The sequence below is a fragment of the Stenotrophomonas nematodicola genome (genome assembly GCF_009467805.1).
Classification (GTDB): domain Bacteria; phylum Pseudomonadota; class Gammaproteobacteria; order Xanthomonadales; family Xanthomonadaceae; genus Stenotrophomonas; species Stenotrophomonas nematodicola.
In genome coordinates, this window is the sequence record NZ_WIAY01000001.1 from 1569962 (window position 1) to 1590882 (window position 20921).

General features: G+C 65.4%; 24 protein-coding genes. 3 read left to right on the forward strand and 21 right to left on the reverse strand.

Going from position 1 to position 20921, the window contains the following annotated elements:
* Positions 1–12: 12 nt before the first annotated feature.
* The 4 genes from GDJ08_RS07445 to GDJ08_RS07460 all read right to left on the reverse strand — a co-directional run bounded on the left by GDJ08_RS07445 (position 13) and on the right by GDJ08_RS07460 (position 4588).
* Positions 13–543: a hypothetical protein gene (locus GDJ08_RS07445; protein ID WP_153164580.1), complete on the reverse strand. Its 531-nt coding sequence runs from the start codon at positions 541–543 to the stop codon at positions 13–15.
* A 328-nt stretch (positions 544–871) separates the two neighbouring features.
* On the reverse strand, positions 872–2746 hold the full coding sequence (prpE, locus tag GDJ08_RS07450; protein WP_136005528.1) for a propionate--CoA ligase: 1875 nt from the start codon (positions 2744–2746) through the stop codon (positions 872–874).
* Between the two features lie 250 nt (positions 2747–2996).
* Positions 2997–3983 (reverse strand): malate dehydrogenase, encoded by a 987-nt coding sequence (locus GDJ08_RS07455; RefSeq protein ID WP_017355438.1) that lies wholly within the window; start codon positions 3981–3983, stop codon positions 2997–2999.
* A 113-nt stretch (positions 3984–4096) separates the two neighbouring features.
* Positions 4097–4588, reverse strand: coding sequence for a peptidylprolyl isomerase (locus tag GDJ08_RS07460; protein ID WP_017355437.1), 492 nt, complete (start codon positions 4586–4588; stop codon positions 4097–4099).
* Between the two features lie 268 nt (positions 4589–4856).
* Between GDJ08_RS07460 and typA the strand changes: the two genes are divergently transcribed.
* The 3 genes from typA to GDJ08_RS07475 are packed head-to-tail and all read left to right on the forward strand — an operon-like array spanning position 4857 to position 8875.
* Complete coding sequence (gene typA, locus GDJ08_RS07465) at positions 4857–6704, forward strand: translational GTPase TypA (RefSeq protein WP_026070669.1); 1848 nt, start codon at positions 4857–4859, stop codon at positions 6702–6704.
* Between the two features lie 12 nt (positions 6705–6716).
* On the forward strand, positions 6717–7202 hold the full coding sequence (locus GDJ08_RS07470; protein WP_153164581.1) for a DUF2127 domain-containing protein: 486 nt from the start codon (positions 6717–6719) through the stop codon (positions 7200–7202).
* 56 nt (positions 7203–7258) lie between these two features.
* Complete coding sequence (locus tag GDJ08_RS07475; protein ID WP_153164582.1) at positions 7259–8875, forward strand: amidase; 1617 nt, start codon at positions 7259–7261, stop codon at positions 8873–8875.
* A 106-nt stretch (positions 8876–8981) separates the two neighbouring features.
* Here GDJ08_RS07475 and GDJ08_RS07480 read toward each other — a convergent pair whose 3' ends face one another.
* The 17 genes from GDJ08_RS07480 to rplE form a co-directional block, all read right to left on the reverse strand.
* Positions 8982–10085, reverse strand: coding sequence for a mechanosensitive ion channel family protein (locus tag GDJ08_RS07480; RefSeq protein WP_136005650.1), 1104 nt, complete (start codon positions 10083–10085; stop codon positions 8982–8984).
* Positions 10086–10187: 102 nt separating this feature from the next.
* Positions 10188–11570, reverse strand: coding sequence for a class II 3-deoxy-7-phosphoheptulonate synthase (locus tag GDJ08_RS07485; RefSeq protein WP_017355432.1), 1383 nt, complete (start codon positions 11568–11570; stop codon positions 10188–10190).
* 36 nt (positions 11571–11606) lie between these two features.
* A complete protein-coding gene (locus tag GDJ08_RS07490) occupies positions 11607–12119 on the reverse strand; it encodes a disulfide bond formation protein B (protein ID WP_017355431.1) in 513 nt (170 codons plus the stop codon).
* Positions 12120–12374: 255 nt separating this feature from the next.
* Positions 12375–12758: a 50S ribosomal protein L17 gene (gene rplQ / locus GDJ08_RS07495; protein WP_017355430.1), complete on the reverse strand. Its 384-nt coding sequence runs from the start codon at positions 12756–12758 to the stop codon at positions 12375–12377.
* 201 nt (positions 12759–12959) lie between these two features.
* Positions 12960–13958 carry a DNA-directed RNA polymerase subunit alpha gene (locus GDJ08_RS07500; protein ID WP_017355429.1) on the reverse strand — a complete coding sequence of 333 codons (999 nt, stop codon included), beginning with the start codon at positions 13956–13958 and terminating at the stop codon, positions 12960–12962.
* Between the two features lie 55 nt (positions 13959–14013).
* Positions 14014–14643 carry a 30S ribosomal protein S4 gene (rpsD, locus tag GDJ08_RS07505; RefSeq protein ID WP_017355428.1) on the reverse strand — a complete coding sequence of 210 codons (630 nt, stop codon included), beginning with the start codon at positions 14641–14643 and terminating at the stop codon, positions 14014–14016.
* 14 nt (positions 14644–14657) lie between these two features.
* Positions 14658–15047, reverse strand: a complete 390-nt coding sequence (gene rpsK / locus GDJ08_RS07510; protein ID WP_017355427.1) for a 30S ribosomal protein S11 — start codon at positions 15045–15047, stop codon at positions 14658–14660.
* Between the two features lie 12 nt (positions 15048–15059).
* Positions 15060–15416, reverse strand: coding sequence for a 30S ribosomal protein S13 (rpsM, locus tag GDJ08_RS07515; protein WP_017355426.1), 357 nt, complete (start codon positions 15414–15416; stop codon positions 15060–15062).
* A gap of 347 nt (positions 15417–15763) precedes the next feature.
* On the reverse strand, positions 15764–17119 hold the full coding sequence (secY, locus tag GDJ08_RS07520; protein WP_017355425.1) for a preprotein translocase subunit SecY: 1356 nt from the start codon (positions 17117–17119) through the stop codon (positions 15764–15766).
* 3 nt (positions 17120–17122) lie between these two features.
* Entirely contained in the window at positions 17123–17566 is a 444-nt protein-coding gene (rplO, locus tag GDJ08_RS07525) for a 50S ribosomal protein L15 (protein ID WP_017355424.1), read from the reverse strand.
* A gap of 4 nt (positions 17567–17570) precedes the next feature.
* Positions 17571–17762: a 50S ribosomal protein L30 gene (gene rpmD / locus GDJ08_RS07530; RefSeq protein WP_017355423.1), complete on the reverse strand. Its 192-nt coding sequence runs from the start codon at positions 17760–17762 to the stop codon at positions 17571–17573.
* Entirely contained in the window at positions 17755–18297 is a 543-nt protein-coding gene (gene rpsE, locus GDJ08_RS07535; RefSeq protein WP_017355422.1) for a 30S ribosomal protein S5, read from the reverse strand. Before rpsE ends, rpmD begins: the two co-directional genes overlap by 8 nt.
* 158 nt (positions 18298–18455) lie before the next feature.
* Positions 18456–18809, reverse strand: coding sequence for a 50S ribosomal protein L18 (gene rplR / locus GDJ08_RS07540; RefSeq protein ID WP_017355421.1), 354 nt, complete (start codon positions 18807–18809; stop codon positions 18456–18458).
* Between the two features lie 31 nt (positions 18810–18840).
* Entirely contained in the window at positions 18841–19368 is a 528-nt protein-coding gene (rplF, locus tag GDJ08_RS07545) for a 50S ribosomal protein L6 (RefSeq protein ID WP_017355420.1), read from the reverse strand.
* 18 nt (positions 19369–19386) lie between these two features.
* Positions 19387–19785, reverse strand: coding sequence for a 30S ribosomal protein S8 (gene rpsH / locus GDJ08_RS07550; RefSeq protein ID WP_017355419.1), 399 nt, complete (start codon positions 19783–19785; stop codon positions 19387–19389).
* Positions 19786–20048: 263 nt separating this feature from the next.
* A complete protein-coding gene (rpsN, locus tag GDJ08_RS07555; RefSeq protein ID WP_017355418.1) occupies positions 20049–20354 on the reverse strand; it encodes a 30S ribosomal protein S14 in 306 nt (101 codons plus the stop codon).
* Positions 20355–20372: 18 nt separating this feature from the next.
* Positions 20373–20915 (reverse strand): 50S ribosomal protein L5, encoded by a 543-nt coding sequence (gene rplE / locus GDJ08_RS07560; protein WP_017355417.1) that lies wholly within the window; start codon positions 20913–20915, stop codon positions 20373–20375.
* Positions 20916–20921 lie beyond the last annotated feature (6 nt).

Consider the following 20921-nt stretch of genomic DNA (forward strand, 5'->3'; position numbering starts at 1 on the left):
CTGCGCCACGCGTCAGCCCGGAACCGCGGCCACCGTGTCCTGCAGCGGTGGCGTTGGTGCGTCAGGTACATCGAGCAGCGCGTGGGTATCGCTCAGCCAGCGATTGGCCAGCGCCGGGCTCCTGGCCTTGGCGACGGCAGCGGCCATGTCCGGCCACAGTTTTTCCAGCGCGCCGGCATCGGTGCAACGCTCGATCTTGAGCTGCATGAAATACCCCTTGAGCCCGAGGTGCCTGCGTACCGATTCGCTCATCCAGTCGTACAGGCGCTTGTACAGGTCCGGGTCCTGCTCACGGCCGGCGGTGAGCGTGCGCGCGGCGGGCGGTGCCACCGCACCGCCGACGATCTCGATCAGTCCCATCCGGGCAAGCTGCGCCAGCGCGTCGTCGGGCGCGCGCAGGCCCGGCAGCACCGCGGTCAACGCATCGTCATCGCGCTGACCATCGACCATCAACAGAATGGACCGCAATGACGGCGGCAGACGCCGCGCGCGGTCCTCGATTTCCTGACGGCCCGCGGCCGTCTTGGCATGGATGTACGCCATGTGGTGCTTCCCCCTGTCACCTGCTGCATTGCCACGCGCGGCCGCCAGCCGTTGGCCGGTGCACGTGCGCCCCCTTGCGACCGTTCCAGGCGATTGCCCACGCCGACGTCCCCGCGCGCGCCGTGTCCCCAGCGCGCGACGCCAGGCGCCGGGGGCCTGCAGCGGTCACGCCCGGAGCTTACCTGAGGCTGGCCGCCCCCGATAATGCGGTGCAGCAACGGGCGGGTCAGGCGTCCGCGCGGAACTGCGGATACCTGCGGGTGGCGCGGCCCCCCCCATTCCGGGGCCGCGCAGGCGCGCCTGCACCCTGCCACGCGGACGGTGCGGGTCAGCGCCCCAGCGCGCGCCGGATCTCGTCCAGCGCACCCGGGTCGTCCAGGGTGGACAGGTCCCCCGGATCACGCTCCTCCGCCAAGGCCTGCAGCGAGCGGCGCAGCAGCTTGCCCGAGCGTGTCTTCGGCAGCGCGTTGACGATGTGGACGTGCGCCGGTCGTGCCACCGCCCCCAGCGACCGGGTCACACGCTGCATCATCTCCGCGATCACCGCCGCCGGCTCGGTGGTGGCCTGCTTGAGGGTAACGAACACCAGCGGCACCTGGCCCTTGAGTTCGTCCTTGACGCCGATCACGGCCGCTTCGGCGACCAGCGGATGGCCGGCGATGCACTCTTCGATTTCGCGCGTGCCCAGGCGGTGCCCGGCCACGTTGATCACATCGTCGGTGCGGCCCAGGATGAAGGTGTAGCCGTCCTCGTCGCGGATCGCCCAGTCAAGCGAGCTGTACAGCAGCTCCTTGAAGTGGCTGAAGTAGCTCTGCAGGAAGCGGTCGTCGTCCTTCCACACCGTGGTCATGCAGCCCGGCGGCAGCGGCGGGGTCATCACCAGCACGCCCTTCTGCCCGGCCGGCACTTCCTCGCCGGTGGTCTCGTCGATCACCTTCATCCGATAGCCCAGGTTGGGGAACCCCGGCGAACCGAAACGCACCGGCTTCATGTCCACGCCGGGCAGCAGCGTCAGCGCCGGCCAGCCGGTTTCGGTCTGCCAGTAGTTGTCGATGATCGGCTTGCCGAGCGCGTCGTTGATCCAGTGCGCGGTGGGCTCGTCCAGCGGCTCGCCGGCCAGGAACACGTACTGCAGGGCGGACAGATCGTGGCGGCGGATGAAGTCCACGTCATGCTTTTTCAGCACGCGGATCGCGGTAGGCGAGGAGAACAGCGTGCGCACGCCGTACTGTTCGCACAACGCCCACCAGATGCCCGGATCGGGGTGGGTCGGCAGCCCTTCATAGAGCAGCGAGGTGCAGCCGCCGATCAGCGGTCCATAGACATTGTAGGAATGCCCCACCGCCCAACCGACATCGGAGGTGGAGAACATCACCTGCCCGGGCCGGCAGTCGAACACCGTTTCCATCGACTGCGCCATCGCCACGGCGTAGCCGCCCACATCCCGCTGCACGCCCTTGGGCTTGCCGGTGGTGCCGGAGGTGTACAGCAGATAGCTCGGTTCGCTCGATTCCAGCCACACCACCGGCACGTCCTGGTCGCCGACCTCGGCGCGCAGGGTGGCGTAATCGACGTCGCGGCCCGGCACCTTCGGCTCGGCCGGGTCCAGCCCGCGCGAGACGATCAGCACGTGCGGCGGCGGCGACTGCGCTTCGGCGCAGGCGGCATCGACCATCGCCTTGTACGGGATCACTTTGCCACCGCGCTTGCCGGCATCGGCGGCGATCAGCAGCTTGGGCTCGGCATCGTCGATGCGCAGCGCCAGGTTGTGCGCGGCGAAGCCGCCGAACACCACCGAGTGGATCGCACCGATGCGCGCGCAGGCCAGCATCGCGAACACGGCTTCGGCCATGTTCGGCATGTAGATCACCACGCGATCACCACGCTGCACATCCAGTCGCTGCAGCACCGCCGCGAAGGCATTCACTTCGCGGTACAGCTCGCGGTAGGTGATCTCGCGGGTGACGTCGGTTTCGGTCGAGACGGTCACCAGCGCCAGCTGGTCCGGCCGCTCGACCAGATGGCGGTCCACCGCGTTGTAGCAGAGGTTGGTTTCACCGCCCACGAACCAGCGCCGGAACGGCGGGTTGCTGTAGTCCAGGATCCGCTCCGGCGCTTTATGCCAGTAGATGCGCTGCGCCTCCTCGGCCCAGAACGCCTCGGGTTCTTCGATGGAACGTCGGTACATCGCTTCGTAACGCATGACAGCCCTCCCAGACAAAGCCATGAATCGAGCATAGTCCGATGCCGGCTGCCGAGCCGTTCTACCTTGGTCGTAAGGCGCCCGGGCGTGCGCTGCCTGGAACAGACGCGGCCGCCGGCGGGTCGAGTTGCCGCGGCGGGGCCCTCGAGGCTTGCGATGACGTGGACCGAAGAGCCTCCGCCAAGCGTCGAAGAGCAAAAAAAAACGCCGGGCAAGCCCGGCGTTTTTCACATGCAGTCGCAGCGCGCGATCAACCCAGCAGGTGGGCGACGCCGGCGCGCTCTTCTTCCAGTTCGGCCAGGGTCTTGTCGATGTACTTCTGGCTGAAGTCGTCAACCGGCAGATCCTTGACCAGGGTGTACTCACCATTCTCGGTGGTCACCGCGAAGCCGAAGATCACGCCTTCCGGGATGCCGTAGGAGCCGTCGGACGGCACGCCCATCGTCACCCACTTGCCGTTGCTGCCCAGCACCCAGTCGCGCACGTGGTCGATGGCGGCATTGGCGGCCGAGGCAGCCGAGGACGAACCACGGGCTTCGATGATCGCCGCGCCGCGCTTGCCCACGGTCGGGATGAAGGTGCCGGCATTCCATTCCTGGTCGTTGATCGCATCGGCGACGGAGGCACCATCGGCGGTGGCGAAACGGTAGTCCGGGTACATGGTCGGGCTGTGGTTGCCCCACACGACCAGCTTCTCGATGCCACCGACCGACTTGCCCAGCTTGGACGACAGCTGGCTCAGGGCACGGTTGTGGTCCAGGCGCAGCATGGCGGTGAAGTTGCGCGGATTCAGGTCCGGCGCCGACTTCATGGCGATGTAGGCGTTGGTGTTGGCCGGATTGCCGACCACCAGCACCTTCACGTTGCGGCTGGCGACCTTGTTCAGCGCCGCGCCCTGCGCGGTGAAGATCTTGGCGTTTTCCAGCAGCAGGTCCTTGCGCTCCATGCCCGGGCCGCGCGGACGCGCGCCGACCAGCAGGGCGATGTCGGCATCCTTGAAGGCCACTTCGGCGTCATCGGTACCCACCATGCCGGCCAGCAGCGGGAAGGCGCAGTCTTCCAGTTCCATCATCACGCCGCGCAGCGCGGCCTGGGCCTTGTCGACCGGCAGCTCGAGCAGCTGCAGGATGACCGGCTGGTCCTTGCCCAGCATTTCGCCGGAAGCGATGCGGAACAGCAGGGCGTAGCCGATCTGGCCGGCGGCGCCGGTCACGGCAACACGAACAGGTGCTTTCATGGGGATTTCCTCTGCTAAAAAGCTGTGTGGGAGTGGCCACCGGGCGGGGAAAACCTGGCGGGGCGGCCGGAAACGCGAAACGGCCTCCCGTTACAGGAGGCCGTTGGAGGGGATCAGGCGGAGAGGATCTTGTTCCACTCGGCCACCTGGTCGGCCTGGGCGGCCAGCACGGCGTCGGTGTCGCCTTCCAGGGTGATCGAATGGATCACGTCGCCCTGCTTGACCGAATCGACGATGGCCTGGCCTTCCAGCACCTGGCCGAACACGGTGTGCTTGCCGTCCAGCCAGTCGGTCTTGATGTGGGTGATGAAGAACTGGCTGCCGTTGGTGTTCGGGCCGGCGTTGGCCATCGACAGCGAGCCGATCTGGTGCTTCACGCCGTTCTTTTCGTCCTCGAACTTGTAGCCCGGGCCGCCGGTGCCACGCCCCTGCGGGCAGCCGCCCTGGATCATGAAGTCGGGGATCACGCGATGGAAGATCAGGCCGTCATAGAAGCCCTTCTTGACCAGGTTCACGAAGTTGGCGACGGTCTTGGGTGCCTTGTCGGCGAACAGCTCGACCTTGATCGGGCCCTGGGTAGTGTCGAAAGTGGCGATGAGGGACATGCAAATCCTTGGGGTACGGGGGTTTGTCGTTAGCTGCATAGGATACACCCGTGATTATCCGCCGGCCCGCCCGACAATGGTCGTCATGCCGGCCGCCGCCCCCCACCCCGGTGTCCATGCCGTGTTCAGCCTGGGGACCGGCCAGCGGCCGGCGCTACCTGAATGCCCGTCCGGCAAGGGATGCGAGGCACTTTTCGCGATTGGTCATGTTGGCCGTATAATGTTGGACTTCTTTTTCCAAATCCGGCGCCGACTGGCCCCCTTTCGCATGTCTATCGAAAATCTTCGCAACATCGCCATCGTCGCCCACGTCGACCACGGTAAGACCACCCTCGTCGACCAGCTGCTCAAGCAGTCCGGCACCCTCTCCGAGCGCACCGTGCTCGCAGAGCGCGTGATGGACAGCAATGACCAGGAAAAGGAACGCGGCATCACCATCCTGGCCAAGAACACGGCCATCACCTGGGAAGACAAGAAGACCGGCATCAAGAACCGGATCAACATCGTCGACACCCCGGGACACGCCGACTTCGGCGGCGAAGTGGAGCGCGTGCTGTCGATGGTCGACACCGTGCTGATCCTGGTCGACGCGATGGACGGCCCGATGCCGCAGACCCGCTTCGTCACCCAGAAGGCGTTCGCGATGGGCTTCAAGCCGATCGTGGTGGTCAACAAGGTCGACCGCCCCGGCTCGCGTCCGGATTGGGTGATCGACCAGGTGTTCGACCTGTTCGACAAGCTCGGCGCCACCAATGAACAGCTCGACTTCCCGATCGTCTACGCCTCGGCCCTGAACGGCTATGCCGGCCTGGAAGACAGCGTGCGCGATGGCGACATGACCCCGCTGTACGAAGCGATCATGCAGCACGCGCCGAAGCCGGAAGTGGACCCGGAAGGTCCGTTCCAGATGCGCATCAGCCAGCTGGACTACAACAACTTCGTGGGCGTGATCGGCATCGGCCGCATCCAGCGCGGCACCCTGAAGAAGAACATGCAGGTCGCGGTGATCGACCGTGAAGGCAAGAAGCGCAACGGCAAGGTCGCGCAGGTACTGGGCTTCCTGGGCCTGGAGCGCATCGAGCAGGACAGCGCCGAAGCCGGCGACATCGTCGCCATCTCGGGCATTCCGGAGCTGACCATCTCCGACACCCTGTGCCACCCGGAAACCCCGGAAGCCCTGCCGGCGCTGACCGTCGACGAACCCACCATCTCGATGACCTTCCAGGTCAACAACTCGCCGTTCGCGGGCAACAAGGATCTGTCCGGCGGCAAGTTCCTGACCAGCCGCCAGATCAAGGACCGCCTGGACCGCGAACAGGTCCACAACGTGGCCCTGAAGGTTGAACAGCTGGAAGACGCCGACAAGTTCCTGGTCTCCGGCCGTGGCGAACTGCACCTGTCGGTGCTGATCGAAAACATGCGTCGTGAAGGCTACGAACTGGCCGTCTCGCGTCCGGAAGTGATCATCAAGCAGATCGATGGCCAGGCTATGGAGCCGATCGAACAGCTCGTGGTGGACGTTGAAGAAGTGCACCAGGGCGGCGTGATGGAAAAGCTGGGTACCCGCAAGGGCCAGCTCAAGAACATGGAGCCGGACGGCAAGGGCCGTGTGCGCCTGGAATACATGATCCCGGCCCGTGGCCTGATCGGTTTCCAGAACGAGTTCAAGACCCTGACCCAGGGCTCGGGCCTGCTGTTCCACGTGTTCGATCATTACGGCCCGAAGGAACAGGGCGCCATCGCCAAGCGCCAGAACGGCGTGATGATCGCCAATGCGCCGGGCGCCACCCCCGCTTACTCGCTGGGGCCGCTGCAGGAGCGCGGCAAGCTGTTCGCCGCTGAAGGCGACAACGTGTACGAAGGCCAGCTGATCGGTATCCACTCCAAGGACAACGACCTGACCGTCAATGCGATCAAGACCAAGCCGCTGACCAACATGCGCGCTTCGGGCAAGGACGATGCGATCCAGCTGACCCCGGCAATCAAGTACTCGCTGGAGCAGGCCCTGGACTTCATCGAGGACGACGAGCTGGTCGAGATCACCCCGAAGGAGATCCGCCTGCGCAAGAAGTTCCTGACCGAAAGCGACCGCAAGAAGGCCTCGCGCGGCGGTTGATCGGACCCTGTCGTGACCGACACGCCCTATAACCCGGATCCGCACAGGCATCCGGGTCTCCATGTGATCGCCTTGCTGGAAGCCAGCAAGGCGGCACTGGCGCTGCTGGCGGCCACCGGACTGGAGATTCTCGGTCCGCAGCCGCTTCGCGATGCGGTCAATGCCCTGATCCGGCGTTTTAGTCTGGACCCGGATCACGGCACCCTGCCCTCGCTGCTCAACATGATCAGCCCCGATGCCGTCCACCTCGCCGCCGCGGCGATGGTCGCCTACGGTGTGCTGCACCTTTTCGAGGCCTGGGGTCTCTGGCGTGCCAAAGCCTGGGCATCCTGGCTGGGCTGCGTCACCGCCGGCATCTATCTGCCGTTCGATGTCTACGCCATCACCCGCCACCCTGGCTGGGCCTCGTGGTCGGTGCTGGTGATCAATCTGATCGTGGTCGGTGTGCTCGCCCGCGATATCCGCAAGCGGCATGGCGGCCCCCCGGCACAGGCCTGAGTTGCCAAGCGGTACGGCCGCTGGTTAGCCTGTCGGCCGGTTTCCGGGACGCACCGATGCGCCTGTCGCTGACACCCCTGCTGATCGTCTGCACCCTGATGGGGTGCACGCCCGCGCCCCTGCCGGCGCACGCACGCGATGCCGCCACGCCCTCCGCCCCCGCGGCCCCCTTCCCGTACGCCGAAACCGGCATCGCCGACCTGCAGTCACGCATGGCCGCCGGCGAACTGGACAGCGTCGCCCTGACCCGCGCGTACCTGGAACGCATCGCCCGCCTGGATCGCGCCGGCCCACGCCTGCGCGCGGTGATCGAACTCAACCCTGATGCGCTCAAGGACGCCGCCCAGCTCGACGCCGAGCGGCGTGCCGGTCAGCTGCGCGGCCCCCTGCACGGCATTCCGGTCCTGCTCAAGGACAACATCGGTGCCACCCCGATGAGCACCACCGCCGGCTCGCTCGCCCTGGAGGGGTTCCGCCCCGACGATGCGTTCCTGGTGGGGCGCCTGCGCGGTGCCGGCGCCCTGATCCTGGGCAAGACCAACCTCAGCGAGTGGGCCAACTTCCGCTCCACCCGGTCCATTTCCGGCTGGAGCGCACGTGGCGGACAGACCCGCAACCCCTATCGCCTCAGCCACAACCCCTGCGGCTCCAGCAGCGGCAGCGCGGTCGCCGTGGCCGCCAACCTCGCCTCGGCCGCGGTCGGCACCGAAACCGACGGCAGCATCGTCTGCCCCGCCGCCATCAACGGCGTCGTCGGCCTGAAGCCGACCGTGGGCCTGGTCAGCCGCGAAGGCATCATCCCGATCTCCTTCAGCCAGGACACCGCCGGCCCGATGACCCGCAGCGTGGCCGACGCCGCCGCGCTGCTCACCGCAATGGCCGGGCGCGACGATGCCGATCCGGCGACCGCGACCATGCCCGGCCGCGCGGTGTACGACTACACCTCGCGACTGAATCCGGACGGCCTGCGTGGCGCACGCATCGGCGTGCTGTACACCGGGCTGGAAAAGCGCCCCGGCATCGGCCCGGCGCTGGACCACGCCATTGCGATCCTGCGCGAGGCCGGCGCGGTCGTTGTGCCGGCCAGCCTGCCCACGCAGGGCCAGTGGCAGGACGCGGAACGGACGGTGCTGCTGCACGAGTTCAAGGCCGGCCTGCAGCGCTACTTCACCACCTACAAGGCACCGGTGCGCAGCCTCGACGAGGTCATTGCCTGGAACCGCGAGCACGCCGGCAGGGAAATGAGCCTGTTCGGCCAGGAAATCATGGAACTGGCCAACACCACCGACGGCCTGGGGACGCCCGAGTACATCCGCGCCCGCAGCGACGCACGCCGCCTGGCCGGTCCGGAGGGGATCGATGCCGCGCTGCACGCGCAGCAGCTCGATGCCCTGATCGCCCCCACCACCGGTGTGGCCTGGCCGATCCGCGATGGCCACGGCGACGATTTTCCGGGCGAGAGCTACAGTGCCGCGGCCGTGGCCGGCTACCCGAGCCTGACCGTGCCGATGGCGCATGTCGACGGCCTGCCGCTGGGGCTGCTGTTCATGGGCACAGCGTGGAGCGAGCCGCGCCTGATCGAACTGGGCTATGCCTACGAGCAGCGCACCCGGGCACGCCGTCCGCCGCGCTTCAAGACCGACACGCTGCTGCCGCATACGGCACCCCCCTGAGGTACTGCGCGCGCCGCCTGGCGCAGCGCAGGCCGGCTGGCCGCTCCTGTATGCCTGGGCTACCGGGATGGCGCGCATCCATACGCCAGCCGGCCGGCGGCTGGCTCTACGGGCCGTCTTCGGCGCCGGGCGAGCGCACGCCGTCCAGCGGCTGCGCGTCTGGCCGCTGCGGCGGATCGGGCTGCCGGAGCAGCTCGGCGCGGGTGCGAGGCAACGCCTGTGGGTGCTCGCGGGCAATGAAGTCCAGCATCCGTTCACGCACCAGGCAGCGCAGGTCGAACGCATCGCCGGAGTTGCGCGCACTGACCAGCAGACGCACCTGCACGGTGTGCTCCGACGTCTCGGTGACCTGGGTGACGCACACCCGCCCATCCCAGAGCGGCTCGGCATGGCAGATCCGTTCCAGCTCGGCGCGGATCGCGTTGATCGGCGCCCGATAGTCCAGCCACAGGAAAGCCGTCCCCAGCAGGTCCGCGCTGCGCCGGGTCCAGTTCTGGAACGGGTGCTCGATGAACCACGTCAGCGGCACCACCATGCGCCGCTCATCCCAGATCCGGACCACCACGTAGCTGCTGCCGATCTCCTCGACCCGGCCCCATTCGCCCTCCACGATCACCACGTCGTCCAGGCGGATCGGCTGGGTCAAGGCGATCTGCAGCCCGGCGATCAGATTGCCGAATACCGGCTTGGCGGCGATACCGGCGACCAGCCCGATGATGCCCGCCGAGGCCAGCAGCGCCGTGCCGATCTGGCGCACCATCGGGAAGGTCAACAGGATCAGCGATACCCCGACCAGGATGATCGCCCCCATCAGCACACGGCTGAGCACGCGGGTCTGGGTCTGGATGCGGCGGGCCTCCAGATTGTCCGCCACTTCCATCGGGTGGTCGCGCAGGATGGCCTGCTCGCCGGCCGCGACCGCCCGCACCAGGCACCAGATCACGCAGGCGGTCAGCCCGATGTGCAGCAGCCGCAGCGACTGATCGAGCCAGCGCCCCTGCAGCGGCGTGGCTTCCAGCGCAGGAATCAGCAGCAGCAGGGGCAAGGCGAACGCCAGCGGGCGACTGAACACCCGCGCGATCCGCGCGCGCCGCCGCTCGCTGCCTTTCAGGCGACGCGTCAGCGCCATCAGCAACCACCAGCCGACCACTCCGACTGCCAGCGCGATCGCCACCGGCCATAGATACGCCGCTGCCACCTGCCAATCCACTGTCACCGCACGCTCCCGTGATCCCGTCTGGACGACCACAGAATGCCGGTGCGGCGATGACCGCGATGTCGCCCGGATGTCAGCCGGGCGTGGACGCCGCCGTCAGGCGACGTGGTGCTCCTGCTTGCGCACGATCGCCATCGCAATTTCCAGCGACTGCTCGTAGTTCAACCGCGGGTCCACCGAAGAGCGGTAGGCACGCTCCAGGTCACGCTCGGTCAGCTCCCGCGCGCCGCCTGTGCATTCGGTCACGTCCTCACCGGTCAGCTCCAGATGCACGCCGCCCAGACGCGTGCCGGCGGCAGCGTGCAGGTCGAACGACATCTCCACCTCGCTGCGCACATTGTCGAAGCGACGCGTCTTGAAGCCATTGCTGGTGCTTTCGGTATTGCCATGCATCGCATCGCACACCCACAGCACGCGCCGGCCGTCGCGCTTGACCGCCTGCAGCAGCGGCGGCAGCTTCTCGGCGATCTGCGCCGCCCCCATGCGATGGATGAAGCTCAGGCGCCCCGGTTCGTCGTGTGGGTTGAGCACGTCGATCAGACGCAGCAGCTGATCCGGCTGCACCGACGGCCCCACCTTGATCGCGATCGGGTTGCGCACACCACGCAGGTACTCCACGTGCGCCCCGTCCAGCGCGGCCGTACGCATGCCGATCCACGGATAGTGCGTGCTCAGGTTCAACCAGCCCTGCTGGCGCGGCACCTGGCGGGTCAGCGCCTGCTCGTAGGGCAGCAGCAGCGCCTCGTGCGAGGTGTAGAAATCGATCCGGTTGAGGTTGTGCACCTGCGACCCGGCCAGTGTCTCCATGAAGCGCACCGCATCGCCGATCGACGCCACCATCTTCTGGTAGTCACCGGCCAGCGGCGAATGCCGGACCCACTCCAGGTTCCAGTATTCGGGGTGGTGCAGGTCGGCGAAGCCACCGTCGATCAGCGCCCGCACGAAGTTCATGGTCATCGCCGAGTGCGCATGCGCCTGCAGCATCCGCCGCGGGTCCGGCAGCCGCGCCGCCTCAGTGAACTCCGGCGCATTGATCACATCGCCGCGGTAGCTGGGCAATGTGACCCCATCGCGCGTTTCGGTATCGGCCGAGCGCGGCTTGGCGTACTGCCCGGCAAAGCGCCCCACCCGCGTCACCGGCTTGCGCAGCCCATGCACCAGCACCAGGCTCATCTGCAGCAGCACCTTGAGCCGGTTGGAAATGGTGGTGGACTCGCAGTCGCTGAAGTTCTCGGCACAGTCGCCGCCCTGCAGCAGGAAGCGCTTGCCCTCCTGGGCCTCGGCGAGCTGCTGCTTCAGCGCCAGGATTTCCCACGACGTGACCAATGGTGGCAGGCGCTTGAGCTCATGCAACGCCGCATCCAGCGCCACCGGATCGGGATAGGTCGGCATCTGCAGGGCCGGCCTGCCGCGCCAGCTCTCCGGCGACCAGTCGGTCGGCAGCATGGCGGGGGCAGTGGCGGGGTCGGCAGCATTCATCGGTATATCCAGTGGGGGGTAGAGCAATCAGGGGAATCAGCTACGTCGCGCGGGGCGACGGAATGAGGCGAACAACGCCCAGGCAGCGAGCAGCACGAACCACACCAGGCTCCACATCGGCATGGTCAGCCCCAGGAACTGCCAATCGATATTGCCGCAGTCACCGGTACCGGTCAGCACGGTGCGGAACACTTCCAGCGGTCCCATCGTCTCGCTGAGAAAGGCCAGCGGCGGGCCGCAGCTCGACCCCATGTCCTTGGGCAGCAGCTGCACATAGACATGGCGCCCGGCAATGCCGATTCCCACCGCAGCGGCAATGAAGGCCAGGACGCCGTACGTCGCGCGCCCCGCGCGCTCACGCGGGCCATGCAACGCCCCGATCAGGAACAGCAGACCCAGCGCGGCAAACGCCAGCCGCTGGAAGATGCACAGCGGGCACGGCTCAAGGCCGATCTTGAGCTGCAGGAAGATCGCGTAGGCGAGCAGGCCAACGCAGACCAGGAAGCCCAGCAGGAACTGGGCACGGTAACTCCAACGCAGTGGATTCATTGCCAACACTCGTGAACGTCCAGACGCCAAGATTAACAGGCCCTCACGCCCCTCTGCCGCCGACCATCGGCCCAGCCGACCAGACAGCGTGTTCCGGATGGAAGCCAGACGCCAACCACCACGCGTCGCCGCAGGTCAGCGCCCCGGGACGCCAGACGCCCAACGGGGGAGGTTGCTTCCGTCTTCAGCACCCGAAAACGGAAAAACCCGGCACGAGGCCGGGTTCTTCACCGAATAACGGGTGTTGCGCGTCGATTACTCTTCGACGGCTTCAGCCACGGCCGGACGGTCCACCAGTTCCACGTAGGCCATCGGCGCGTTGTCGCCAGCGCGGAAGCCGCACTTCAGCAGACGCAGATAGCCACCCGGACGGGTCGCGTAGCGCGGGCCCAGGATGGTGAACAGGTTGCCGACGGCTTCCTGGTCGCGCAGACGGGCGAAGGCCAGACGGCGGTTGGCGACGGAGTCGACCTTGGCCAGGGTGATCAGCGGCTCGGCGACGCGGCGCAGTTCCTTGGCCTTCGGCAGGGTGGTCTTGATCAACTCGTGCTTGAACAGCGACGCGGCCATGTTCTTGAACATTGCTTCGCGATGGGCGCTGGTACGGTTGAACTTGCGACCGGATTTCATATGACGCATGACGGTGATTCCTGAAGTGAATGTTGGATCGGTTGGGTTTCGCTGTCGCCTTCCCGGCGTTGCTGCTTGGACTGCGGATGGTCCGGTGCCGGCCCTCCTGGCCGACCGTCACCGCAGGCTATGGGCCTGTCGATGCGAGGTGTTGCGGGTGAAGCCCCCGCACCCGAAGGTGCGGGGTCAAGCATCTTGCGTAGCGCTGGATCAGCCGAGCATGCCGTGCTGGGCGACACCGGCCGGCGGCCAGTTCTCCAGCTTCATGCCGAGCGAAAGACCGCGCTGTGCGAGGACTTCCTTGATCTCGGTCAGCGACTTCTTGCCGAGGTTCGGGGTCTTGAGCAGTTCCACTTCGGTCTTCTGGATCAGATCGCCGATGTAGTAAATGCTCTCTGCCTTCAGGCAGTTGGCCGAACGCACGGTCAGTTCCAGGTCGTCGATCGGGCGCAGCAGCACCGGATCCACGCCGTTGTTGGCCGGCTTGGCCGCACCGCGGTCGCGGTGGGTGAAGTCACCGAACACCGACAGCTGATCGCTGAGGATGTCGGCGGCGGTGCGCACGGCTTCCTCGGCATCGATCGTGCCGTTGGTTTCGATATCCAGGACCAGCTTGTCCAGGTCGGTACGCTGTTCGACGCGGGCCGCTTCCACCGAATAGGCGACGCGACGGACCGGCGAGAACGAGGCGTCCAGGACCAGACGACCGATGGCACGGGTTTCTTCGTCCGGACGACGACGCGCGGCCGCCGGCTGGTAGCCGAAGCCACGCTCGATCTTCAGACGCATATTGATTGCCGTGTCCTTGGTCAGGTGGCAAATGATATGGTCGTTGTTGAGGATCTCGACGTTGTGGTCGACCTTGATATCGGCAGCGGTCACAACACCCGGACCCTGCTTGGACAGCGACAGCGTGGCGCTGTCACCGGTATGCATACGGATGGCCACGTCCTTCAGGTTGAGCAGGACTTCCAGCACGTCCTCCTGCAAGCCTTCGAGCGTGGTGTACTCGTGCAGCACGCCGTCGATCTCGACTTCCGTGATGGCGAAGCCCGGGATGGACGACAGCAGCACGCGACGCAGGGCATTGCCCAGCGTATGCCCGTAACCACGCTCCAAGGGCTCGATAACGACCTTGGCGCGGGTGTCGGTAAGGCGTTCGATCTGCGGACCGCGAGGACGCAGAACCTGGTTGGCGGTAACCGTCATGTTGCGGGTTCTCCTAGTGAATCCCCGGCCGTCGCCGGGGATTCTCCAATGTGAATTACTTCGAATACAACTCGACGATCAGCGCTTCGTTGATATCCGCAGGCAGGTCCGCACGATCCGGCACAGCCTTGAAGATGCCGGCGAACTTGCCGGAATCCACTTCAACCCACGACGGACGCAGGTCGTGCTGGGCGGCAACGGTCAGGGCTTCCTGAACGCGCAGCTGCTTGGCAGCCTTCTCGGACAGAGCGACGGCGTCGCCAGCCTTGACCTGGTACGAAGCCAGGTTGACCGACTTGCCGTTCACGGTGACGCCGCGGTGCGAAACCAGCTGACGCGCAGCCGGACGGGTCACAGCGAAGCCCATGCGATAGACGACGTTGTCCAGGCGGGTTTCCAACAGCTGCAGCAGGTTCTCGCCGGTGTTGCCCTTCTTGGTCGAGGCCTTCTTGTAGTAGTTGCGGAACTGACGCTCCAGCAGGCCGTAGATACGCTTGACCTTCTGCTTTTCACGCAGCTGGGTGGCGTAGTCGGACAGCTTGCCCTTGCGGGCGGTCGCGCCGTGCTGGCCGGGCTTCTGCTCCAGCTTGCACTTGGAGTCCAGCGCACGCGCCGGGCTCTTGAGGGAAAGGTCGGCGCCTTCGCGGCGGGCGAGCTTACAGGTAGGACCGATATAACGAGCCATTTCTTATCGCTCCTTTAGACGCGACGCTTCTTCGGCGGACGGCACCCGTTGTGCGGGATAGGCGTCACGTCGATGATGTTGGTGATCTTGTAGCCCACGTTGTTCAGCGAGCGCACGGCCGACTCACGACCCGGACCCGGGCCCTTGATGCGGACTTCCAGGGACTTGACGCCGTAGTCGAGCGCGGCACGGCCGGCCTTCTCGGCAGCCACCTGGGCAGCGAACGGGGTGGACTTGCGCGAACCGCGGAAGCCAGCGCCACCGGAGGTCGCCCACGACAGAGCGTTGCCCTGACGGTCGGTGATGGTCACGATGGTGTTGTTGAAAGAAGCGTGGACGTGGGCAACGCCGTCAGTGACGACGCGCTTGATCTTCTTCTTGGTCTTAGCGACGGGCTTAGCCATTTCTTAGGTCCCTTACTTCCTGATCGCCTTGCGCGGGCCCTTGCGGGTGCGGGCGTTGGTACGGGTGCGCTGGCCACGCAGCGGCAGGCCGCGACGGTGACGCAGACCGCGGTAGCAGCCCAGATCCATCAGGCGCTTGATCGCGATACCGATTTCACGGCGCAGATCGCCTTCCACGATGTACTTGGCCACTTCCGAGCGCAGACGCTCGATTTCCGGCTCCGACAGATCGCGGATCTTGGTGGTCGAGGTCACGCCTGCGGCGTCGCAGACCTTCTTCGAACGGGTACGGCCGATGCCGTAAATGCTTTGCAACCCGACCCAGACGTGCTTCTGGGCTGGCAGGTTGACGCCTGCAATACGCGCCATGACGCGGTTCTCCAGCTGAGTGATGGCCGACAGCGCACCACGGGCGCGCCAATCCGGCAGGATGGATCAAAAAAGTGAACTAGCGATTCTATCAAGGTCTCGGTTTACTTGGAAGCCCGTGAAACCACGAAGGTTTCATGAACCCGGCATGGGGAGTGTGCCCATGCTCCGGCGCCGGATGTCGTTGACTGCAGAGGTTGCCCTCGCCGCCGCCCGCGCTACTCCCGCGCGGGACCACCACATCTCACCCCCACCCGAGACCGCTGCGGGGGCCGCCCTTCGATTTGGAAGGCCAGGTCCGGGAACCGGAGGGCCTTCGCAACAAGAAGACAAGTGTAACAGGTGAATCAGCCGCGGGCAAAACCGCCGCGGTTGCCGCCCTTCAGGTTGGCCTTCTTCAACAGGCTCTCATACTGGTGCGACATCAGGTGCGCCTGGATCTGGGCAATGAAGTCCATCACCACCACCACCACGATCAGCAGCGAGGTACCACCGAAGTAGAACGACGCGCCGAGCTGGGTCCGCATGATTTCCGGCAGCAGACACACGATCACCAGGTACAGCGAGCCGGCGGCCGTCAGGCGGGTCAGCACGCCGTCGATGTAATCGGCGGTGGCCTTGCCCGGGCGGATGCCCGGAATCAGTGCGCCGGACTTCTTCAGGTTGTCGGCGGTTTCCTGCGAGTTGAACACCAGCGCGGTATAGAAGAACGCGAAACCGGTGATCAGCGCGGCGAAGACGATCATGTGCAGCGGCTCGCCCGGCCCAAGGGCGCTGGCAACCTTCTGCAGCCACGTGGCCGAACTGGCCTGGCCGGACCACATTGCCAGGGTCGTCGGGAACGCCAGGATGCTGGAGGCGAAGATGGCCGGAATCACGCCCGCCATGTTCAGCTTCAGCGGCAGGAACGAGGTCTGGTTCATGTACGCGTTGCGGCCGCCCTGCCGACGTGCATAGTTCACCGTGATGCGGCGCTGGCCGCGTTCGACGAACACCACGAAGTAGGTGAAGGCCAACACCACCAGCACGATCAGCAGCAGGGCGATGAAGCTCATGTTGCCCTCGCGGTAGGCTTCCAGGGTGTGGATGACCGCGCCAGGCAGGCCGGCGACGATGCCGGCGAAGATGATCAGCGACACACCATTGCCGATGCCACGCTCGGTGACCTGCTCACCGACCCACATCAGGAAGATGGTGCCGGCGGTCAGCGCGACCACGGCCGTGAGCACAAAGCCCATGCCAGGCGCGTAGACCACGGGCGCACCGCTCGGGGACAGCTGGTTCTGCAGCGCCAGCGCGATGCTGCCGCCCTGCACCACCGCCAGGAACACGGCGCCGATGCGGGAATACTGGGTGATCTTGCGACGGCCCGATTCGCCTTCCTTCTGCATCGCCTTCAATGCCGGGAAGATATGGACCGCCAGCTGCATCACGATCGATGCCGAAATGTACGGCATGACGTTCAGCGCGAAAATGCTGAAACGGTGCAGGGCGCCGCCCGAGAACATGTTGAACATGTCCACGATGCCGCCGCCCTGCGCCTGCATGAGCGCAAGCATGGCATCGGGATTGACGCCCGGCACCGGCACATAACAGCCGATGCGATAGACAGCCAAAGCCCCGAGGACGAACAGCAGACGCTGGCGAAGTTCCGTGAACTTGCCGAGCCCGCCGCCGAGGTTACCAATGCCAGCTTGCGCCATGTCTTACTCCTGTACGCTGCCGCCGGCAGCTTCGATCGCGGCCTTGGCACCGGCCGTTGCTGCGATGCCCTTCAGGGTGAAGGCCTTGGTCAGGCCGCCCTTCATGACGATCTTGGCCTTCTTGGCCGTGCTCGGGACCAGCTTCGCAGCGCGCAGCGCGGCGAAATCGACCTCACCGGCCTCCAGCTTGTCCAGGTGGTACGACAGGACTTCAGCAGTGTCCTTGGCGATCTTGGAACGGAAACCGACCTTCGGCAGACGACGCTGCATGGGGGTCTGGCCGCCTTCGAAGCCTGCCTTGATCTTGCCGCCACCCTTGCGGGCGAACGAACCCTTGTGGCCGCGGCCACAGGTCTTGCCCAGGCCCGAGCCGATACCACGGCCCACGCGGGTGCGCTCTTTGCGCGCGCCCGGCGCCGGGCTCAGTTCATTGAGATGCATGGTCATTGGATTATTCCTCAACCTGGACGAGGTACTGAACCTTGTTGATCAGGCCGCGAACCTGCGGGCTGTCCTTCAGTTCACGCACATCATTGAGCTTGTTCAGGCCCAGCGCACGCACCGACAGGCGGTGACGCGACTGGGTGCCACGCAGGCCACGCACCAGGCGGACCTTCACGGTCTTGGCGGTTTCATTAGCCATGATTGAGATCCTCCACCTTCTTGCCGCGCTTGGCCGCAATGCGGACCGGCGACTGCATGTCGGTCAGGCCCTTCAGCGTGGCGCGAACCAGATTGATCGGGTTACGCGAACCGACCGCCTTGGCCAGCACGTTCTTCACGCCAACGGCTTCCAGCACAGCGCGCATGGCGCCGCCGGCGATGACACCGGTACCTTCCGACGCCGGCATCATGAACACGCGGGCTGCGCCGTGGCCGGCCTTCACCGGGTGCCACAGGGTGCCGTTGTTCAGATCGACGGTGGCCAGGTTCTTGCGGGCCTGCTCCATCGACTTCTGGATCGCGACCGGCACTTCGCGCGCCTTGCCGTAACCGAAACCGACCTTGCCTTCGCCATCACCAACCACGGTCAGTGCGGTGAAGGTGAACTGGCGACCGCCCTTGACGGTCTTGCTGACGCGGTTGACCGCGACCAGCTTCTCGATCATGCCGTCGTCGACTTTCTCTTCGCGGTTGCGATCGCGATCGCGACCCCGCGGCTGACGTTCTTCTGCCATGTTGATTCCTTGATTGATTGAGTATGTACGGCTCGGGGCCGCTTATAGCTGTGAGATGAAGCGGTGGATCGAGCGCCCCTGCATAAGAAGGACGTCGCCCGGCGCAACCCGCGCCGGCAGGCAGGCGGAAGCGGGGACATGCCCCGCTTCCTTATCCCTTAGAACTGCAGGCCGCCTTCGCGGGCTGCATCGGCCAGCGCCTTGATGCGGCCGTGGTAACGGTAGCCCGAGCGGTCGAAAGCGACCTTCTCGATGCCCGCAGCCTTGGCGCGCTCGGCGACCAGCTTGCCAACCTTGGCGGCGGCGTCGCTGTTCTTGCCGTTCTTCAGACCTTCCTTGACGTCGGCCTGGGTGGTGTTGGCAGCTGCCAGCACCTTGGAGCCGTCGGCGGTGAAGACCTGGGCGTACAGGTGCTGACCGGTGCGCAGCACCGACAGACGCGGCACGCCGAGTTCGCGGATGTGTGCACGGGTCGACTTGGCACGACGCAGGCGAGCGATGTTCTTGTTCATTATCTTTTTCCTTGAAAGCTGAGGACCTGAATCAGGCCTTCTTGGCTTCCTTACGAATGATGACTTCGCCGGCGTACTTCACACCCTTGCCCTTGTAGGGCTCCGGCGGACGGTAACCACGGATCTTGGCGGCAACTTCGCCCACCTGCTGCTTGTCCGTGCCCTGGACCACGATTTCGGTCTGGGTCGGAGTCGACAGGGTGATGCCTTCCGGCGCCACGAACACCACCGGGTGCGAGAAACCGAGCGACAGGTTCAGGTCCTTGCCCTGCATGGCGGCACGGTAACCGACGCCGACCAGCTCGAGCTTGCGCTCGAAGCCTTCGGTGACGCCGTGGACCATGTTGGCCAGGATCGCGCGCACGGTGCCGGTGAGGGCAGTCAGCGACGGATCGTTGGCGGCCAGGTTGGCAACGCCGTTTTCAACGGTGATTTCGACGCCAGCGACCTTCGGCAGCGACAGGGTGCCCTTCGGGCCCTTCACACTGACGGATTCCGGCTGGATGTTCAGTTCAACGCCCTTGGGCAGGTTGACCGGCTTCTTGGCTACGCGGGACATAGTAGTTTCCTTCTCGCCTTAGGCCACGAAGCACAGGACTTCGCCGCCGACGCCCAGCTGGCGCGCCTGCGCATCAGTCATGATGCCCTTGGAGGTGGAGATGATGGAGATGCCCAGGCCATTGAGGACCTTCGGCAGCTCGGACTTGCCGCGGTACTGACGCAGACCCGAACGCGAGAAGCGCTTCAGGGTCTCGATGACCGGCTTGCCTTCGAAATACTTCAGGACGATTTCAAGCTCGGCCTTGTTGTTCTCGGTCTTGGTCACGCGCAGGTCGGTGATGTAGCCTTCGGCCTTCAACACTTCTGCGATTGCAACCTTGATCTTGGAGGACGGTGCCTTCACCGTCTGCTTGCCAACCGCGGCCGCATTCTTGATGCGTACCAGCAGGTCGGCGATGGGATCAGTCATGCTCATAGTCGATACCTTTGAGTGCACCGATATCCGCTTTCGCGAAAATCTTGCTGTGTTCCTGGGAGGGGCCAGTACCCTTCACATAGTGACCGGCGGACCGGCGGCCCGCCCTACCCTCGCCCCTGTGAAAAGGCAAGACGCGGGAGTATACGGCAAAAAGAGCCCGACTTGCGCCGGACTCTTCAATTGGGGACAAACCTGAATGAACCGGTTGGTCCCCCTGCTCCGCACCCTGGGGATGCGAAGCAGGTTCCGGGACGAATCCCTTACCAGCTGGCCTTGCGCAGGCCCGGCACGTCACCACGCATGGTGGCTTCACGCAGCTTGTTGCGGCCGAGGCCGAACTTGCTGTAAACGCCACGCGGGCGGCCGGACAGTTCGCAGCGGTTGCGGTGGCGGCTCGGCGACGAATCGCGCGGCAGCTTCTGCAACTTGACCACGGCGTCAGCCTTTTCGTCGTACGAAGCGGTCGGGCTGGAGATGATCTTCTTCAGCTCTTCACGCTTACCGGCGTACTTGGCGGCCAGCTTGGCACGCTTCAGATCGCGGTTGACCATGGAGGTCTTTGCCATTTCGGATTCCTCGACGTATCAGTTACGGAACGGGAACTTGAACGCTGCGAGCAGCGCCTTCGCTTCCGCGTCGGTCTTGGCGGTGGTGGTGATGGCGATATCCATGCCGCGGATCGCGTCGACAGCGTCGAAGTCGATTTCCGGGAAGATGATCTGTTCCTTCACACCCATGTTGAAGTTGCCACGACCGTCGAAGGAACGACCCGAGACACCGCGGAAGTCGCGCACGCGCGGCAGCGAGATGTTGATCAGGCGGTCCAGGAACTCATACATCTTTTCACGACGCAGCGTGGTCTTGCAGCCGATCGGCCAACCATCGCGGATCTTGAACGAAGCCACCGAGACGCGGGACTTGGTCACGACCGGCTTCTGGCCGGAGACCTTGGCCATGTCGGCGACGGCGTTTTCCAGGATCTTCTTGTTCGTGGCTGCTTCGCCGACACCCATGTTCAGGGTGACCTTGACCAGCTTCGGAACCTGCATCGGATTGGTGTAGCCGAACTGCTTCATCAGCGCCGGCACCACTTCTTCCTTGTAGAACTTTTCGAGACGGGTATTCATCAGCGC

Coding starts and splice junctions, on each gene's coding strand:
- GDJ08_RS07445 (WP_153164580.1), bottom strand. CDS start 543: ATGGCGTACATCCATGCCAAGACGGCCGCGGGCCGTCAGGAAATCGAG.
- prpE (WP_136005528.1), bottom strand. CDS start 2,746: ATGCGTTACGAAGCGATGTACCGACGTTCCATCGAAGAACCCGAGGCG.
- GDJ08_RS07455 (WP_017355438.1), bottom strand. CDS start 3,983: ATGAAAGCACCTGTTCGTGTTGCCGTGACCGGCGCCGCCGGCCAGATC.
- GDJ08_RS07460 (WP_017355437.1), bottom strand. CDS start 4,588: ATGTCCCTCATCGCCACTTTCGACACTACCCAGGGCCCGATCAAGGTC.
- typA (WP_026070669.1), top strand. CDS start 4,857: ATGTCTATCGAAAATCTTCGCAACATCGCCATCGTCGCCCACGTCGAC.
- GDJ08_RS07475 (WP_153164582.1), top strand. CDS start 7,259: ATGCGCCTGTCGCTGACACCCCTGCTGATCGTCTGCACCCTGATGGGG.
- GDJ08_RS07485 (WP_017355432.1), bottom strand. CDS start 11,570: ATGAATGCTGCCGACCCCGCCACTGCCCCCGCCATGCTGCCGACCGAC.
- GDJ08_RS07490 (WP_017355431.1), bottom strand. CDS start 12,119: ATGAATCCACTGCGTTGGAGTTACCGTGCCCAGTTCCTGCTGGGCTTC.
- rplQ (WP_017355430.1), bottom strand. CDS start 12,758: ATGCGTCATATGAAATCCGGTCGCAAGTTCAACCGTACCAGCGCCCAT.
- GDJ08_RS07500 (WP_017355429.1), bottom strand. CDS start 13,958: ATGACGGTTACCGCCAACCAGGTTCTGCGTCCTCGCGGTCCGCAGATC.
- rpsD (WP_017355428.1), bottom strand. CDS start 14,643: ATGGCTCGTTATATCGGTCCTACCTGTAAGCTCGCCCGCCGCGAAGGC.
- rpsK (WP_017355427.1), bottom strand. CDS start 15,047: ATGGCTAAGCCCGTCGCTAAGACCAAGAAGAAGATCAAGCGCGTCGTC.
- rpsM (WP_017355426.1), bottom strand. CDS start 15,416: ATGGCGCGTATTGCAGGCGTCAACCTGCCAGCCCAGAAGCACGTCTGG.
- secY (WP_017355425.1), bottom strand. CDS start 17,119: ATGGCGCAAGCTGGCATTGGTAACCTCGGCGGCGGGCTCGGCAAGTTC.
- rplO (WP_017355424.1), bottom strand. CDS start 17,566: ATGACCATGCATCTCAATGAACTGAGCCCGGCGCCGGGCGCGCGCAAA.
- rpmD (WP_017355423.1), bottom strand. CDS start 17,762: ATGGCTAATGAAACCGCCAAGACCGTGAAGGTCCGCCTGGTGCGTGGC.
- rpsE (WP_017355422.1), bottom strand. CDS start 18,297: ATGGCAGAAGAACGTCAGCCGCGGGGTCGCGATCGCGATCGCAACCGC.
- rplR (WP_017355421.1), bottom strand. CDS start 18,809: ATGAACAAGAACATCGCTCGCCTGCGTCGTGCCAAGTCGACCCGTGCA.
- rplF (WP_017355420.1), bottom strand. CDS start 19,368: ATGTCCCGCGTAGCCAAGAAGCCGGTCAACCTGCCCAAGGGCGTTGAA.
- rpsH (WP_017355419.1), bottom strand. CDS start 19,785: ATGAGCATGACTGATCCCATCGCCGACCTGCTGGTACGCATCAAGAAT.
- rpsN (WP_017355418.1), bottom strand. CDS start 20,354: ATGGCAAAGACCTCCATGGTCAACCGCGATCTGAAGCGTGCCAAGCTG.
- rplE (WP_017355417.1), bottom strand. CDS start 20,915: ATGAATACCCGTCTCGAAAAGTTCTACAAGGAAGAAGTGGTGCCGGCG.